This is a genomic window from Brevibacterium sp. ACRRH, assembly GCF_022346365.1.
Taxonomy (GTDB): Bacteria; Actinomycetota; Actinomycetes; order Actinomycetales; family Brevibacteriaceae; genus Brevibacterium; species Brevibacterium paucivorans.
Map to the genome: position 1 here is coordinate 22,874 of NZ_JAKRMN010000001.1, position 15,994 is coordinate 38,867.

12 protein-coding genes are annotated in these 15,994 nt (G+C 60.6%); 4 read left to right on the plus strand and 8 right to left on the minus strand.

Annotation, left to right across the window (positions count from 1 at the left end; all coding sequences use genetic code 11):
• Positions 1–3 precede the first annotated feature (3 nt).
• Together MHX53_RS00105 and MHX53_RS00110 are read left to right on the plus strand one after the other, a co-directional pair.
• Positions 4–1,251, plus strand: a complete 1,248-nt coding sequence (locus MHX53_RS00105; RefSeq protein WP_239270805.1) for an MFS transporter — start codon at positions 4–6, stop codon at positions 1,249–1,251.
• 63 nt (positions 1,252–1,314) lie between these two features.
• Entirely contained in the window at positions 1,315–2,877 is a 1,563-nt protein-coding gene (locus tag MHX53_RS00110; protein ID WP_239270806.1) for a DUF1684 domain-containing protein, read from the plus strand.
• Between the two features lie 55 nt (positions 2,878–2,932).
• Here MHX53_RS00110 and MHX53_RS00115 read toward each other — a convergent pair whose 3' ends face one another.
• Genes MHX53_RS00115 through MHX53_RS00125 form a run of 3 tightly spaced genes read right to left on the minus strand, consistent with a single transcriptional unit; the run spans position 2,933 to position 6,319 of the window.
• On the minus strand, positions 2,933–3,553 hold the full coding sequence (locus MHX53_RS00115) for a PepSY domain-containing protein (RefSeq protein ID WP_239270807.1): 621 nt from the start codon (positions 3,551–3,553) through the stop codon (positions 2,933–2,935).
• A 56-nt stretch (positions 3,554–3,609) separates the two neighbouring features.
• Entirely contained in the window at positions 3,610–4,359 is a 750-nt protein-coding gene (locus MHX53_RS00120; RefSeq protein WP_239270808.1) for a class I SAM-dependent methyltransferase, read from the minus strand.
• A 7-nt stretch (positions 4,360–4,366) separates the two neighbouring features.
• Positions 4,367–6,319, minus strand: a complete 1,953-nt coding sequence (locus tag MHX53_RS00125; protein WP_239270809.1) for a M13-type metalloendopeptidase — start codon at positions 6,317–6,319, stop codon at positions 4,367–4,369.
• A gap of 43 nt (positions 6,320–6,362) precedes the next feature.
• On the opposite strand from MHX53_RS00125, the gene MHX53_RS00130 reads away from it, so the two are divergent.
• Complete coding sequence (locus tag MHX53_RS00130; protein ID WP_239270810.1) at positions 6,363–7,463, plus strand: glycerate kinase; 1,101 nt, start codon at positions 6,363–6,365, stop codon at positions 7,461–7,463.
• On the opposite strand, the gene MHX53_RS00135 is transcribed toward MHX53_RS00130, so the two are convergent.
• On the minus strand, positions 7,420–8,076 hold the full coding sequence (locus MHX53_RS00135; protein WP_239270811.1) for a copper resistance protein CopC: 657 nt from the start codon (positions 8,074–8,076) through the stop codon (positions 7,420–7,422). The genes MHX53_RS00130 and MHX53_RS00135 overlap by 44 nt on opposite strands.
• A 202-nt stretch (positions 8,077–8,278) precedes the next feature.
• Positions 8,279–9,499, minus strand: coding sequence for an MFS transporter (locus MHX53_RS00140; protein ID WP_239270812.1), 1,221 nt, complete (start codon positions 9,497–9,499; stop codon positions 8,279–8,281).
• A gap of 136 nt (positions 9,500–9,635) precedes the next feature.
• On the opposite strand from MHX53_RS00140, the gene MHX53_RS00145 reads away from it, so the two are divergent.
• A complete protein-coding gene (locus MHX53_RS00145; protein WP_239270813.1) occupies positions 9,636–12,371 on the plus strand; it encodes a cation-translocating P-type ATPase in 2,736 nt (911 codons plus the stop codon).
• A gap of 13 nt (positions 12,372–12,384) precedes the next feature.
• Here the strand turns inward: MHX53_RS00145 and pgm are convergent, their stop codons facing one another.
• From pgm to MHX53_RS00160, 3 genes are all read right to left on the minus strand, one after another.
• Complete coding sequence (gene pgm / locus MHX53_RS00150) at positions 12,385–14,025, minus strand: phosphoglucomutase (alpha-D-glucose-1,6-bisphosphate-dependent) (protein ID WP_239270814.1); 1,641 nt, start codon at positions 14,023–14,025, stop codon at positions 12,385–12,387.
• An 87-nt stretch (positions 14,026–14,112) separates the two neighbouring features.
• Positions 14,113–14,439: a rhodanese-like domain-containing protein gene (locus MHX53_RS00155; protein WP_102238882.1), complete on the minus strand. Its 327-nt coding sequence runs from the start codon at positions 14,437–14,439 to the stop codon at positions 14,113–14,115.
• A 42-nt stretch (positions 14,440–14,481) separates the two neighbouring features.
• Positions 14,482–15,990: an acetyl-CoA hydrolase/transferase family protein gene (locus MHX53_RS00160; protein WP_239270815.1), complete on the minus strand. Its 1,509-nt coding sequence runs from the start codon at positions 15,988–15,990 to the stop codon at positions 14,482–14,484.
• Positions 15,991–15,994: the final 4 nt, after the last annotated feature.

Genomic DNA, 15,994 nt, shown 5'->3' on the forward strand with positions numbered 1-15,994 from the left:
ACCGTGATTGCTCAGCTTGTTCGCATCGTGGGGTGGACCTTCTTCCCCCTCGCTCTTTTAGCGAAACTGCCATTCGCCATGTCCGTGGTGGCAGTGATGACATCCGTCTCAGTGGTGACCCACAGCTACGGGATTGCCGGCATTGCCGCCGCCCTGGTTGGTGTAGGAACCGCCGTGTCCGGGCCCATTTACGGCATCCTGGCCGACAAACACGGCCAACGCCCAATCCTGATTTTCACCGCCGTCACCAACGCGGCCAGCCTGTTGGGTCTAGGTTGGGCGCTACGCGCAAGCGACACACAACCCAACGTCCTGCTCATCTGCGTAGCCGCCCTGTGCATTGGGTGTACACAACCTCAAGCCACGTCGATGGTGCGCTCACGCTGGCTCCAAGCCCTGCGTCACAACTTCAACGACGACGTCCCCACTCGCGTGACCAACGCGGTCCTGTCCTATGAATCCATGACCGACGAACTCGTTTTCGTCCTGGGCCCCGTGGTCGTGGGTATCATCGCCACCCTCACGGGTGTAGTGGTGCCACTTGACGCCGCCGCGATCCTGACCGCACTGGGTGTTTTAGGCATCGCCTTCCACCCTTCGTCGGTGTACTCAACGGGACGGGCCACGGCCAGGGTGGACGACCTCGGCGACGGCACCCCCACCCAACCCACGGCAGCCCCCATGGGAGCGCTCCTGGCGCCCCGCGTGATGGTGCCCGTGGCGGGCATGCTGTCGATTGGGCTGTTCTTCGGTTCCACGCTCACCAGCGTCACCAGCTTCATGGAAACGCAGGGCCGGGCCGATGCCACGGGTCTTCTGTACGGCGTGATGGGCGTGACCTCGGCGCTGTTCGCGTTTTCGGTGGTGGCTCTGCCAGACCGCGTCACCTTGGTCGCGCGCTGGGCGGTCGCGGGGATGATCGCGGTGTCTGGTGCCGCCATCCTGAATCTGGTTCCTGGCATGCCCGGTTTGGTGGGGGCGTTGTTGGTGATGGGTACCGGGATTGGGCCCGCTCTGGTGACGCTGTATTCAATTGCCGCCGAGGTGGCACCGACTGGCCGTACCACTGCAGTGATGTCGATGATGGCGACCGCGGTCACCGTGGGGCAGGCTACGGCAAGCGCGGTCGTGGGCAACTTGGTTGACGGTTCTGGTTTCCGTGTGGGCTACGTTGCGGTTGCCGTGGCTACCGCGTGTTTGTTGGCGCTCGCGTTTACGTACATGGTTGTGGGACGCCGGCTCACCAGGTAACGGTGCGTCAGACATGTGCTCCGGGTAGGGTAGAAGAAGTTGCTTTAACACGAGTGAGGTGCCGTGTTTTTAACCGCTCAGCTGACGTCTGAATGGCACGCGTGGCATGACGCGCGCGTGGCTGATTTGGCTACCCGTTTTGGTGCTCTGAGCATCACCGCAATCCAGTGGGTGCAGCCGGGGCAGTCGGGTCGCTGGTTTGACCTTCCCGGTGAGTTCACGTTTGACGGCACGTGGATGCACTTTAAAGTGGACCCCGGACACACTGTGGGCCCAACGGCTACGTCCTTGGAGGTTACTGACGCCCCGGATTCGTCGCTGGTTTCAGCAACGCACACCAAAGAGGACACGTTTAGTGCCCGGGTGTCGTTGAACACCGGTTTCAACTGGTTGTTGTGTGGCGATGTAGTCGTTGAACTCCTCAACCGTGAGGGGTACGTGGCGTTGCGAAAGCGGGACTCCAAAGCGCCTCTGCTTTCGCGGTTCATCGACGTTCCCACGTTCCCACTGGACAGGTCGTGGACGGTGCAGGGGACGTTTGAGGCGTTTGATCAGCCACAGGCGCACCGCATCGGAACCGCTACACCTGGTTTGGATCGCACGGAAACCTTCCCGGGCACGGTGACGTTTGAACTGGGCGGGCACCAGCACACGCTGTTAGCTTCTGGGTCGGTGAGCAACGGCCTCTACATCAACTTTTACGACTACACCAACGGAGTCACCACGCCTGAGTGGCGCCGTTTGAATTTGGGGGTCCCTGACCAATCCGGTGGCGTGATCCTGGACTTCAACCGCACAATTGTGTGGCCCATGGCGTTTACCCCGTACGTGGCGTGCCCGGCCCCCGTTGCCCAGAACATGCTTCCTTTGAGCGTAGAGGCAGGAGAGCGGAAGCCAGCGCAGACGCTGAGCGAATCGGGTGTGAACACGCCTGTTCTTTTGGTGCGCACAGGTGGCGACATCTTCTATGAGAAGTCGCTTGAACACCTCCGTAACCTGGGCGTAGATGTGACGATTGCAGACTCGACTACCGGGGAGCTTCTGCCTCCTCTGACCGGTTACGCAGGTCTTGTGGTGGTGGGGTATGACACCCCCGAGGTCACAGAGGTCAACGAACAGGTTCTTGAACTTCTCAGTGACGCTACGGGTGCGTCCGTTCCCGTTGTGGCCATTGGAAACGTCGCCACTTTGCTCAGCTCACAAGAGAAGGCTGAAGAACATCCGTGGCAGGCTTCTTTGGAGTCCACGGACTTCTCAGTTGCCTCGTTGGATAGCGAACAACAGGTCTCAGCTGGGCCGGTGTATGACGTGACCGTCAACGATGTAGTGGCCCGCGACCGCCTGTTTTCGCGGGTGGTTCGCTATGACGAGGGTGGCACGTCCTACATTCCCATTCGCGAAATCGAACCCGTTTTGCGCAAACAGCAGACACGCAAAAAAGCCGAAGCCGAAGGCACAGAACTTACTGAACCTTCGACCTCGGCAACGCTTGAGAGCCAGGCACCTGGGGGCCAGGACGCTGAAGGACAGGCTCAAGGACAGGCGCCCGGACTCCAGTGGTCCACACTTGCCACGTGGCAGGACCTCATTGAGCGGTTTGCGCGCTTAGTGCATTCGCAGATCTAACCCGCTGCGCATCCGCCAGCAGTCAACCGCCCGGCCGTTGCTGACCGCTCCGGGCCTACTTCTTGATGATGTCGCCGGAACGGTGGTGGATCTTGAACTTCACGGATTCGGTCTTGCCCTTGGGGTAAACCTTGACTTCCCAGTGAACGTTTCCGTCGGAGGAGAGCTCGGCTTCGTCAACGGTTCCTGGGGTGTGGCGGGTCGCTGATGCGATCGCTTCCTTGAGGGTCTGACGGACAACCGACGCGGCGTTCTTGTCCTTGGAGTCGGCCTTTTCCTCATCGTCCTTGCCTTCAACGGCGGAACCGTCGGCAGAGACTTTCACTTTAGTCTTCTTGCTGCCCGCAAGCACGTCGACCTTCCAGGCTCCATCGTCCTCGAATTCGATTCCGATCGCCTTCGAGTCCTTCACTTCACCTTCAGCAGTGTCGATTGCCGCGTTGGCAGCGTCAACCGATCCGCCCTTTTCGTTTGTGTCGTCATCGTCGCCAAGCGACGTCACACCGTTGTCGTCAACGGATTCGTTTGACTCTTCTGTTGCTTGGTCGGCAGGAGCCTGTTCGTCACCTGTGGTCTGTTTTGCGCCCTGGTCGTCGCCACCTCCGCAACCGGCAAGAGCCAGTGCAGCAGCGACGGGAACCGCCAGAAACGCTGTGCGCACGTTCAATTTCTTCATATTTCAACCGTAACGAAAAAGGTACGGTAAGTCCGGTTGGCGGCGTGTGATACCAATTACGGGCATCGCACGGCCACAACCAGGTCCTCCAACACTGCTGGCTGCCCACTGGGGTCTTCGACGGTCCGGTCCCACACCTCGGCCAATAAAACCTCACCAGAAAGTAGCGCCGGCTCAGTCTGAAGCGTTGGTAGCGCGCGGGTGCGAGCCTCCCATTCCGCCTCCGTGAAGTTTTTCCGCGCCCAGGGTGGCATGTGCGCGTGGGACACGGTGAGGAACACGCCACCAGGGTGTAACAGGGTGCGGGCGGCGCGAAGGAGTTCTTCGCGTTCTTCCACCACGTTGGTGTGGAGGAATGACACGGTGATCAGGTCAAATGTGGCGCCGGCGGCGTGCTGGTTGGCAAGCCAGGATTCGGCGTCCGAGGCGGTAAAAGTCGCCGTGACACCCTGCCTGAGTGCATGCGACTGGGCGCGTTCGATGGCCGTGGGAGCGATGTCAACGCCGGTGACTGCGTAGCCTTGGCTGGCTAGCCACAGCGCGTCGCCACCTTCGCCACACCCCAGGTCGAGTGCCCGGAGGTTCGGTCGCGGGGCAGGGTTCAGCCCCACCCGCGTGAGTGCCTGTTCCAGCGCGTGGTTGACCTTGCCCGACCACATTGAGTCAGACTCCCGGTAGCGCGCATCCCAGTGTTCGCGGGTTTCCTGCAAACGGTCCGGGGTGGGGTTGTTGGTGGGGTTGGCGCGGTTGCCCGCGCCCGCGTTGGTGGGGTCGCTGGCTGCGTTGATTCCGCCGAGGTCGTTCACGGCCGGCCTACCAGATGGAGACGCGTTCGGCTGGGTCCAGCCACATGCCGTCACCCGGTTTTGTGCCAAAGGTTTCGTGGAACGCGTCCATGTTCTTCAGCACCTGGTTGCACCTGAACTCTTCAGGGGAGTGCGGGTCAACAGCGAGCCGGCGACGGCGTTCTTCCGCGCGGAACTTAGACTTCCACGCGACCGCCCACGCGGTGAAAAACGCGCGAGCGTCGTCTTCGGATACGTTGCCGTCGGAAGCGATGTTGAGCGCCTTCCACGCGATTCCCAGACCGCCCAGGTCGCCGATGTTTTCGCCTACCGTGAGGGACCCGTTGACGGTATCGGATTGCTCCAGGCCTTCAGGGACCAAAACGTCGTACTGGTCGATAAGGCCCTGTACACGCTCAGTGAAGCGCTCGCGGTCTTCGTCAGTCCACCAGTTCACCAGGTTTCCGGTGTCGTCGTAACGAGATCCCTGGTCGTCAAAACCGTGGCCAATTTCGTGACCGATGACCGCACCGATCGCCCCGAAGTTCGAGGCGGGCAGGCCATCGGCGTCGAAGAACGGGGGTTGCAGAATGGCGGCCGGGAACACGATTTCGTTGAGCACGGGGTGGTAGTACGCGTTGACCGTCTGGGGGTTCATGAGCCATTCGTGCGGGTCAATAGGCTGGTTGATTCGGTCGATGTGGCGTTTGGTTTCAGCGACGGTTGCGCGGTCGACGTTGCCGGCGAGGTCATCTGCCTTCACCTCGAAGTTGTACTCACGCCACACGTCGGGATAGCCCACCTTGGGGGTGAACTGGCTGAGTTTGGTGAGTGCTTTTTGCTTGGTTTCTTCACCCATCCAGTCGAGGTTGGTGATCGACTGGCGGTATGCCTCGATGAGAGCGTCGACGAGTTCACGAATCGCGTCTTTGGATTCTGGTGGGAAGTACTTTTCAACGTAGAGCTTGCCTACGACCTCACCCAGGTACCCTTCGACCAGGCTGACGCCACGTTTCCAGCGTTCCCGGATCTGCGGAGTTCCAGACAGGGTGCGGGAGAAGAAGTCAAAGTTCTCATCCACAACGGCTTCGGGCAACGCCCCTGTTCGGCTGCTGAGGATCTGGTAGATCGTCCAGGCCTTGAGCCCTTCAAGGTCGGATTGTGCCCACACGTCAGTGTCGCCGGTGATTGCGGAAGGCTGGCCCACAATGAAGTGGTCTACGCTGTCGTCAACTCCCAAGGCGTCGAGCCAGGCGTTGATGTCGAAGCCTTCCGTGAGCTCAATGAGTTCAGCACGCGTGACCGGGTTGTAGGTTTTTTGGGCGTCACGGACAGCCACCCGGTCCCAGTGGTGGGAGGCCATGTCGGTTTCGAGTGCCAACACGTGAGTGGCCAGATCAGAGCTGGTGAACCCGGTGTGTTTTTCCAAGTCGGTGAGCTGTGCCAGGCGCTCAATGTGCTCCACGAACTTGGTGCGGATCTCGCTGTACTGTTCGTCTGAGTAGTACGACTCATCGGGCAAACTGATGCCGGCTTGCATCATGTACATGGCGTACGTGTCCGACTTCATGGCGTCCGGGGACACGTATGCAGCGATCACACCGCTCACCCCGTGGAGGTACAGTTCACCGGAAACGCGAGCGAGTTCCTGGTGGTTCTTAGCGCCTTTCACCAGGTCAAACAAAGGCTGGAGTGGTTCTAGGCCCCGATCTTCAATGGTCTGGGTATCCATGAAGCTGGCGTAGAGGTCGGACACCATCTGTGCCGCCGAACCCGCTGGTTCAGCCGAACCGGCCTGTGCGTCAGCCCCGTCCCCGGCCGAGCTACCAAGCCCGGTAATAATGTCACGGACTGCGACCTCGGCGGCGTCGTGCAACTGACGCATCTGACCGTCCCCGGCCCGATCCTGCGGAATTTCATATGTGTCGAGCCACTGGCCGTTGACGTGACGGAAGAAATCATCAGTTGGAAGAACAGTCATGGTTCTACGTTAGCGCCTTGCGGACGTGCACCATAATGAACACATGATCCTCATTGCTAGTGATGCGTTTAAGGGGACGATTGGCTCGCTCGAGGTGGCGCAGAGCCTGCGCGGACCGTGCGAAGAGGCCGGTTTCCAAGTGACGGTACTGCCTCTTGCCGACGGTGGTGAGGGCACCGTGGACGCGTTGGTGACCTGCGGATATGAGGCGCACCAGGTGGAAGTGACCGGGCCGTTGGGGCAGCCAGTGACCGCGCGGTGGGCGTCGTTGCGTGAGACAGCCGGTGGCACGGCAGGTGGCACAGCCGTCATTGAAATGGCCCAGGCGTCCGGCCTGCACCTGGTGGACCCGTCACCTCAAACTGCGTGGGACGCGCACACGTACGGTACCGGCGAGCTGATCGCGCACGCTATCGAGTACGGGTGTTCGCGGATCGTGGTTGGCGTGGGTGGGTCGGCCACAAGTGATGGCGGCCGTGGCGCACTCAGGGCGGTGAAAGAGTCAGGGGTGGACACCTCGGGCGTCGCCTTCACCGTAGCGTGCGACGTGGACAACCCTTTGACTGGGCCCCGCGGGGCCGCCGAGGTGTTTGGGCCTCAGAAGGGCGCCGACCCCGCAACCGTGGCCAGGTTGGAGGAACGGTTGGCGCGGTGGGCAGACCAGCTGGACCCGACCGGGCGCGTGCGGGATGTGCCGGGCGCGGGAGCCGCGGGTGGGCTGGGGTTCGCGCTCATGGCGGGCCTGGGGGCTGACCGAGTGTCCGGGGCCGAGTTTGTACTCTCGGCGGTGGGGTTTGACGAGCAGGTGGCGCGCGCCAGCGTTGTGGTCACCGGCGAGGGTCAATTCGATGAGCAGACGCTGGGCGGCAAGGGGCCGGGCACGGTGATCGCGCGCGCCGGGGCTGCGGGGGTTCCTGTGATTGTGGTGTGCGGGCAGGCGAAGTTGCGTGCCAGTGACGTGGGTGCTGGGCGCGCGGCGCTGGCCGGGGTTGCCGGAGCCGAGGTGGCCGAAGTTTTCGCGCTCACAGACTTCGCCCCGGTCCAGCAGTGTATTGCCGAACCGGGGCGAGTGCTCCAAGAAGTAGGGTACGCGCTAGCGACTACTGTTCGAGACCGCGGCTTTTGCGACGGAACATCACAATGACCAGCGCCACAACGGCGACTGCACCAATGGCGATTGCCACGTAGGCGATCGGGGACATGCCGTTGTTGTCTTCGCCGGCAGTAGCGGAGGCGTCGGTGCTGTCTGCGTTCGCTTCGCCTGCGTTGTCCTTGTTTTCGTCGCTTGCGTTGTTGTCGCCGGTGCCTTGGGCTGGGGCTTCGGTTGTGGTGTTGTCGCCCTCGTTTTCCGAGGTGGTTCCACCGGCCGCGTTGCTGTCCTTGATGGTGAACTTCACTGTTCCGCTGATGGGGTGGCCGTCAGAGCTGACCACGCGCCACACGACTTCGTAGTCGCCGGGTTCAAGGTCGTCGGGAAGTGCCGAGGTGACTTTGCGACCTTCTACCGCGATTTCACCGGCAGACACGTCTTTGCCGTTGTGATTGACCTGGATTTCGGTGCCGACTTCTTGAATGTTGCCGGAAAACTCCAGTTCGAGCCATTCGGGTTGCTTGTCCAGCTGGGCTCCGTTTTTGGGGTTGGACCCGATCAGCTGGTCGTGAGCAAGGGCTGGCGATGCGGACATCAAACCGAACGAACCGATCGCCAAGGTCAGAACTGCGCTGAGCAGTAGGGAAAGTGCTGACCTGTGAGTCATGGCGAGTCTCCAATCAAATAGGCAGTGTATGTCCAGTATGAGGGATGGAGTTGAGAAACTCCTCACGGCCCAAGCGGAGTGGCGCAAAGTGAAGTTCAGGGTGGGGCGCCAAATTAAAAACCACGACAGCCATGCATCTTTTCAGCCTGACCGCCGCGGTGGTTCCAATATAAACCCAAAAGTCATAAAACGTCACGTGAAGTTACTCACCAGTTTCAACTACTTCTCGCTGGTGACGCCTATACCCCGGATCCAGCACCTGGTTGCACACAATCACGACCAGAGCAGCCACCGATGAGCCCAACGCTGGGATCAGAAGCGCAGTCTTTGCGCCGTAAGAATCAGCAGCAATTCCAGCTAGCACTGACCCGGCTGCGACCCCCACGCTCATGAGTGTCCCAATCCACGCGAACGCCTCAGTGAGCCGGGACAGGGGAGCGAACTGCTCAATGATGGTCGACGCCGCAATGATGGACGGCGCAACGGTCAACCCTACAAAGAAAATGATGATGCACAAGAGCAACTGCGAAGTCGCAAGCTGGAGCGCCCAACCGCCCAGCGCCAACGCGCTCAGCGCAATCGCAAACCGAATACGCGCCTTGCTCTTCCACGTGATCGCCCCGTACACGATCCCAGCCGACAATGAACCGATCGCATGCACGCCAAGCGCAACACCGGCAAAGGACTTCAAACCCTGCTCTTCAGCAAACGCGACCGCGCCCACGTCCAGCGCACCAAAGTTGATCCCCACGAACAGCTGCGACATCACCACAACGAAAATTGCGGGGTTCGACATCACTTTGCCTTTGGGCGCAGTCGGGTCGTGCTTGGCGACCGGCGGTTCGGTATCTTTTTGGCTGTAATACAACGTCGCGCCAACGGCCAACGCCACCGACGACCCAATAATCCCCAACGCCGGCTGCACCGCAGTGGCCAACACCGTCACCAACACCGGGCCCACAATGAACAGGAACTCGTCAGCAACGGACTCCCATGACAGTGCCGTTGAAAACTGCCGAGGTGTGGGAGCGACGTGCGACCACCTGGCACGTACCAGCGACCCCACGCTACCCACACTGGCCCCCGTCACCACCGTGACCGGATAGACAAGCCACCACAGGTCCGCGTACACAGTGACGATCAGAGCAACCGTGGCCACAAGGTGTACGTAGGTCACCGGGACCATGACTCTTGACTGACCGTGCTTGTCGACAAGTTTGGCCAAAAACGGGGTCGCGATCGCGACAGCCACCATGTACACGGCGGATAAAACTCCAGCCAGCGCGTACGACCCCGTGACACCCTGCACAAAAAGCACGATCCCCAAGCCCAAAATGGCCATAGGGAACCGCGCAATGAGCCCAGCGAACGAAAAACGCCAGGCCCCAGGCAGGCTCAGAATGTCACGGTAGGTTGAAAGCACCAGATAATTCTAGGCCTCCATTGACGGTTTCTTAACACCCGTAGAGGGTGGCCTAAGACACCAAGCGTCATGAATTGCGAATCCTGCTCAGCAGCCTTCGCTGTCGACCAAATTTGACCGGGTCTAGACTCGAAGCATGAGCTCTTCGTCTCTTACCGATACGCTCGCAATCCCCAACCCGCACGCACAACAGCCCGGTGAAGTTGTTAACGCGCTCGACACCTCGGCAGACCGTGGACTCACCGACACCCAGGCTGCCACCAGGCTGAAAGCCTACGGTCATAATGAACTCGCTCAAGCAGAAACCGTTCCGCTCTGGAAGCGGGTGCTGCTGTTGTTAAACGAACCACTGACCTACCTGCTGTTCGTCGCGATCATCGTCTCGGTCGTGGCGTGGGTTGCCGAAGGTCGGCACGGCGCTCCCATCGACGCGATCGTCATCGCTGCAGTTATCGTCCTGAACACGCTTATCGGGTTGATTCAAGAGCTGAAAGCCGCCGATGCGGTCGCCTCGCTCAAAGAAATGACAAGTCTGAGCGCAACCGTCACCCGTGACGGCAACACCCACGTCATCAACGCCACCGATCTTGTTCCAGGCGATATCCTGCAACTCGACGAAGGCGATGCAGTTCCGGCAGACGCCCGGCTACTTTCCTGCAATGGCCTCATGGTCGCCGAAAGCGCGCTGACCGGCGAATCCGTGCCCGTACACAAGACCGTCGACGCGGTCGCTGCTGACACGCCGTTGGCTGACAGGTTGCCGATGGTCTACTCCGGCACGGCTATCACTCAGGGCAGCGCCCGTGCTGTTGTCACCGGAACCGGGGCCACCAGCGAAATTGGTCGGATCGCGGGCATGATTTCGACGGCCGAAACAACCGAAACACCCCTGCAAAAGGAAATGGCAGCAGTGGGCAAGACGCTCACCATCGTCGTCACCGCGATCGCCCTGGCCGTCATGGCCACTGTTTACCTCGTCACTGCAGATCACTCGGTGGCGTCTCTGGTGAGCATCCTGTTGTTGGGAGTGTCCTTAGCTGTCGCCGCAGTGCCGGAAGGCCTCACGGCGATTGTTTCAGCGATCCTCGCAATGGGTGTGCGCCAGATGGCCGATCACCAGGCGATCGTTAAGAAACTCGACGCGGTCGAATCGCTTGGGTCCGCCGGGGTGGTGTGTACTGACAAGACCGGAACACTCACCCTGAACCAGATGACAATCGACCGTGTCATCACCGCAGACGGCCGCTTCCACATCACTGATGCCCATGCCACTGAGACCCTCACGCTAGGCGCTATCGCATCGAACGCCCGCCTCACAGACGAAGGCCCAATAGGCGACCCGACCGAAGTCGCGTTCCTCACTGCGTGCTCCGATGCCGGAAACACTGTGCCCCGTGTACACCGCCTTGACGAATTGCCGTTTTCCTCCGAACGCAAACGCATGTCCGTCCTCACGGCACAAGACAGTGGTAACCCTGACACCGCGCAACTCGTCATGAAAGGTGCCCCTGATGTTGTGCTCGCCCGCTGCACTCACGTGCGCACCGCAGGCGGGGACGTAGAGGCCACTCCCGAGGTGCGTGCCCGTCTCGACGAAGAGGTCACCTCGCTGGCTGGGGAGGCTTACCGGACACTGGCGGTGGCCGTGCGCGAGGTGCCTGCCACCTCGGGCGGGGAAGAAAACCCCGCACCCAACCTGGACGCGCAGATGGAGCAGGGGCTGACGTTCGTGGGTCTTGTCGCGATGATCGACCCACCCAGGCCGGAAGCCAAGGCCGCGATAGCCCAAGCGCAAGAGGCTGGGATCCGCATCATCATGATCACCGGCGACCACCCGCTCACGGCTAAACGGATCGCCACAGACCTGGGTATCAACAAGCCGAAGATCCTCACCGGTGCCCAGCTGAACGAACTCGATGACGCGCAGTTCGCCGAGGCCGTCGAGACTACCGCTGTCTTTGCTCGCGTCGACCCCAGCCACAAGTTACGGATCGTCACAAGCTTGCAGGCCCACGGTCATGTCGTGTCGATGACCGGTGACGGCGTCAACGACGCACCGGCTCTCAAACGCGCAGACATCGGTGTGGCGATGGGCATTACTGGCACACGGGTGTCCCACGATGCGGCGACGATGATTCTCGCCGATGACAACTTCTCCTCGATCATCAGCGCAGTCAAACTGGGGCGCGGCATCTACTCTAACCTCAAGAAAGTGCTGCGCTACCTGCTGTCATCGAACATGGGGGAGGTTCTCACAGTCTTTGGCGGTGTCGTACTCGCGGGTGTGCTGGGACTCATTGAAGCCGACGGTTCGGTGATCCTTCCGCTGCTTGCCACCCAGATTCTGTGGGTGAACCTGGTCACCGACTCATCCCCGGCGCTCGCCCTGGGGGTGGACCCGGTTGATGACCACGTGATGACCAGGCCTCCGCGACGGCCCGACCAACGCGCGCTCGACGGTCGCGAATGGGCGCGGATCCTCAGCACCGGATTCGTCATGGCGGTGCTGTCGCTTCTCGCTCTGGATGTCTGCCTACCCGGCGGACTTATCGCTGGTGACGACGACGTAGCCACGGGCCGGACGGTCGCTTTCACGGTGCTCGTCATCCTGCAACTGGTCAACGCACTGTCGGTCCGGCACGCGCACAGGTCAATGTTTATTGGCCTGCTGAGCAACCGTTGGCTGTGGCTGGCGTTGGCAATCGGGTTGCTGCTGCAAGTCCTGGTCGTCTACGTGCCTATTCTGAACGTCGCGTTTTCGACCGTGCCCCTGGACTGGGAACACTGGTTACTGGTCATCGGCTGCGCAGTTGTGTTCACCGTCCTTGAAGAACTGCGACGGGCAGTCGTGACAATGGCCCAGCGGGGTTGAACCGTCAACCCCTCTACTTGAGAACGGCCCCCACGACCTCGCGCGCTTGCTCTTGAACCTGTGCCAAGTGGTCATCGCCCTTGAACGACTCAGCGTAGATCTTGTACACGTCTTCCGTACCGGACGGCCGTGCCGCGAACCACGCGTTATCCGTGGTCACTTTCAAACCACCAATCGCAGCACCGTTCCCGGGTGCTTCCGTGAACGTGCCCGTGATGGGGTCGCCTGCCAGAGTGGTGGCGGTGACGTCTGATGCGCTGAGCTTCTTCAAAACAGCCTTTTGCTCAGGCGTGGCCGGCGCATCGACGCGGGCATATGAACTCGCACCCAACTCGTCAACCAGCTTGGCGTGACGCTGCGATGGGGTTTCGCCGGTCTTGGCCGTGATTTCGGCAGCCAACAGGCACAGCAGAATTCCGTCCTTATCCGTGGACCACGCAGAGCCGTCCATCCGCAAGAACGACGCACCCGCCGACTCCTCACCACCGAATCCCAAAGTGCCGTCGGCCAGCCCATCTACGAACCACTTGAACCCAACGGGAACCTCGACCAGCTTCCGACCCAGGCGGGCCGCCACCCGGTCAATGAGACTGGAGGACACCAGCGTCTTCCCAATTGCCACCTCGGCGCCCCAACCGGGACGGTTCTGGAATAGGTAGTCAATGGCAACGGCCAGGTAGTGGTTGGGGTTCATAAGCCCGCCATCAGGGGTGACGATCCCGTGCCGGTCAGCATCCGGGTCGTTCCCAAAGCACAAGTCGTAGTCACCAGCCGACTCAATCAGCGACGCCATGGCGTACGGCGAGGAACAGTCCATGCGGATCTTTTCGTCCCAGTCCAGCGGCATGAAGCTCCACGCCGGGTCCACCTGCGAGTTCACCACGTCCAGGTTGAGATCGTGGATTTCGCTGATCGAGGACCAGAAGTCGACGCTGGCGCCACCCAGTGGATCGGCGGCCAAACGCAGGCCGGACTGAGCGATCGCCTCCATGTCAATGACCGCGCCGAGGTCGCCAATGTAGTTTTCGACGTAGTTGAAGTTCGTGGTGTTATCCAGGTGGAAGGCCCTCTGGAACGGGGTGCGAGGGACGTCCCGCCACGCGCCTTCCAGCAGTTCGTTGGCCCGGTTTTCGATCCACGCGGTGATGTCGGCTCCAGCCGGGCCACCGTGGGGTGGGTTGTACTTGATTCCACCGTCGCTGGGCGGGTTATGGGACGGGGTGATGATGATGCCGTCGGCCAGTCCCTGCGCGGTGCCCACGCGCTTGTTGTGTGTGATGATCGCGTGGCTGAGCACCGGTGTTGGGGTGTAACCGTCACGGTCGTCGATCATGACGGGCACGTCCGCCCCCGCGAGCACCTCGAGCACTGTGAGCAGCGCCGGTTCTGACAATGCGTGGGTGTCGCGTCCCAGGTAGATGGGGCCGGTGTAGTTCTGGCCGGCACGGTATTCGATGATGGCCTTGGTGATCGCTACGATGTGAGCTTCATTGAACGACCCGGTGAGGCTACTGCCCCTGTGTCCCGAGGTGCCAAACGACACTCGTTGGGTTGGCTCGCTGGGCGTGGGTACGGTGTCGTGGTACGCATCGAGCAGTTTAGTAATGTCGACGAGGTCTGTTTCCTGGGCTGGCTGTCCTGCTCGGTTGGTCATGTTTCACTCACTCCGGTCGTGCTACAAGGTGTGGGCGGATATGCGGGCTATAAGTGCGGGATTAGGTGGCGGAGATCAAACTCGGGGTCAAACTACTGTGGGTTCTTGACCGTTCTCAGACACAATTGGTCGCCCGTGGTCGAGGTTCCACGCGCCCATGCCGCCTTCGACAACCACAGCGTCAAAACCGTTGAGGTTGAGCCAAGCGGCGGCACGCAGCGCGCGACCACCTGAACGGCAGACGACGTACACGTCGACATCGACGGGCACGTCGCCATAGCGCGGTTCAAGTTCACTGAGTGGAATGTGGTGCGCACCTTCAATGTGTCCGGCTTCGAACTCGAAGTCCTCGCGGACGTCCAGGAAGACAGCGTCGTCTGGGATTTCTGGAACTGTAACTGTTGGTTCGCTCATACCGTCAGTGTATCCCTGGTTTTCAGAGGATTGGCTGAATTTTCACTTCCGCATGGTGCCGGTATCACGCAGTGAAACGTGCCAGCTCAAAGCCTCTTCCAGGATGTGTGGCGTGTGGAGCCCGGTCGCGTTCTTGCACGCGCGTTCGTAGTAGTCACGCAGGGCATCGCGGTAGTCCGGGTGCGCACAGTTGTCGATGATGCGCTGAGCACGCTTGTGAGGCGACAGTCCGCGCAGGTCTGCGATTCCCTGTTCGGTCACAATGACGTGAACATCGTGTTCCGTGTGGTCCACGTGGCTGGCCATGGGCACCACTGACGAAATCTTTCCACCCTTAGCCGTCGATGGTGAGACGAAGAAGTTGAGGAACGCGTTTCGGGCGAAGTCACCCGATCCGCCAATTCCGTTCATCATCTTTGACCCCATGATGTGCGTGGAGTTCACGTGCCCGTAAATGTCGGTTTCAACCATGCCGTTGATCGCGATAACACCTAGGCGGCGCACGATTTCTGGGTGGTTCGACATCTCTTGGGTGCGCAACAGGATGCGGCCCTTGTAGTTGTCGATGTTTTGGTTGAACTTTTCAGCCACGTCCCGCGACAGACTAAACGATGTGGCGGAAATGCTGTCGAGCTTGCCCGTGTCTAGCAGGGCGAGCAGGTTGTCCTGGATGACCTCGGTGTAGGAAGTCATGTGTTCGAACTCTGATTCAGCCAGTCCCGCCAGCACCGCGTTGGCCACATTGCCCACACCCGACTGCAACGGCAGAAGGTTCTTGGGCATGCGACCAGCTTTGACTTCGTGGCGCAAGAAGTCGATGAGGTATCCGGCCATCGCCTCTGAAGCGTCGTCGACAGGGCTGAACGTGTTGTCGCGGTCAGGAGCGTCCGTTTTTACGATCGCCACGATCTTGTCCGGGTCTACCCGCAGGTATGGGTCGCCAATGCGCTGGTCTGGCGAAAGGATCTGGATGGGGTTGCGGTGTGGAGGAATGCGTGTTCCGTAGTACACGTCGTGCATGCCTTCGAACTGGGTGGGCAACCAGTCGTTGACTTCCAGGATGACTTTATCCGCAAGATCGAGCCAAGTTTTGTTGTTTCCGACCGAGGTGCCCGGCACCAAAAGTCCGTTAGGGAGCACCGCTGCGACTTCGATGACGGCAACGTCAAGATTGCCGTAGAAACCGAACCACACTTGCTGGGCGAGGTGGCTCAGGTGCTGGTCCATGTATTCGACGCGTCCGTCGTTAATGGCTTTCCGCATGTCCGGGTCGGTGTTGAAAGGCGTGCGCAGATGCACCCCATCGACCTCAGCCAAGGCGCCATCCACCTCGGCCGAGGTGGAAGCACCAGTAAACATGCCAATCGAAAATTCGTCGCCAGCGCTGTGCACGTCACGAATACGGTTGGCGAGCGCTTGCGGGACCGCTTTAGGGAAACCGGCGCCGGTAAAACCACTCATACCGACGTTGTCGCCGTGGTTGATAAACGAGGCGGCGTCGGTAGCAGACATAACCTTGTGGGTTAGTTCAGGACACAAAATGCGGGACATGGTC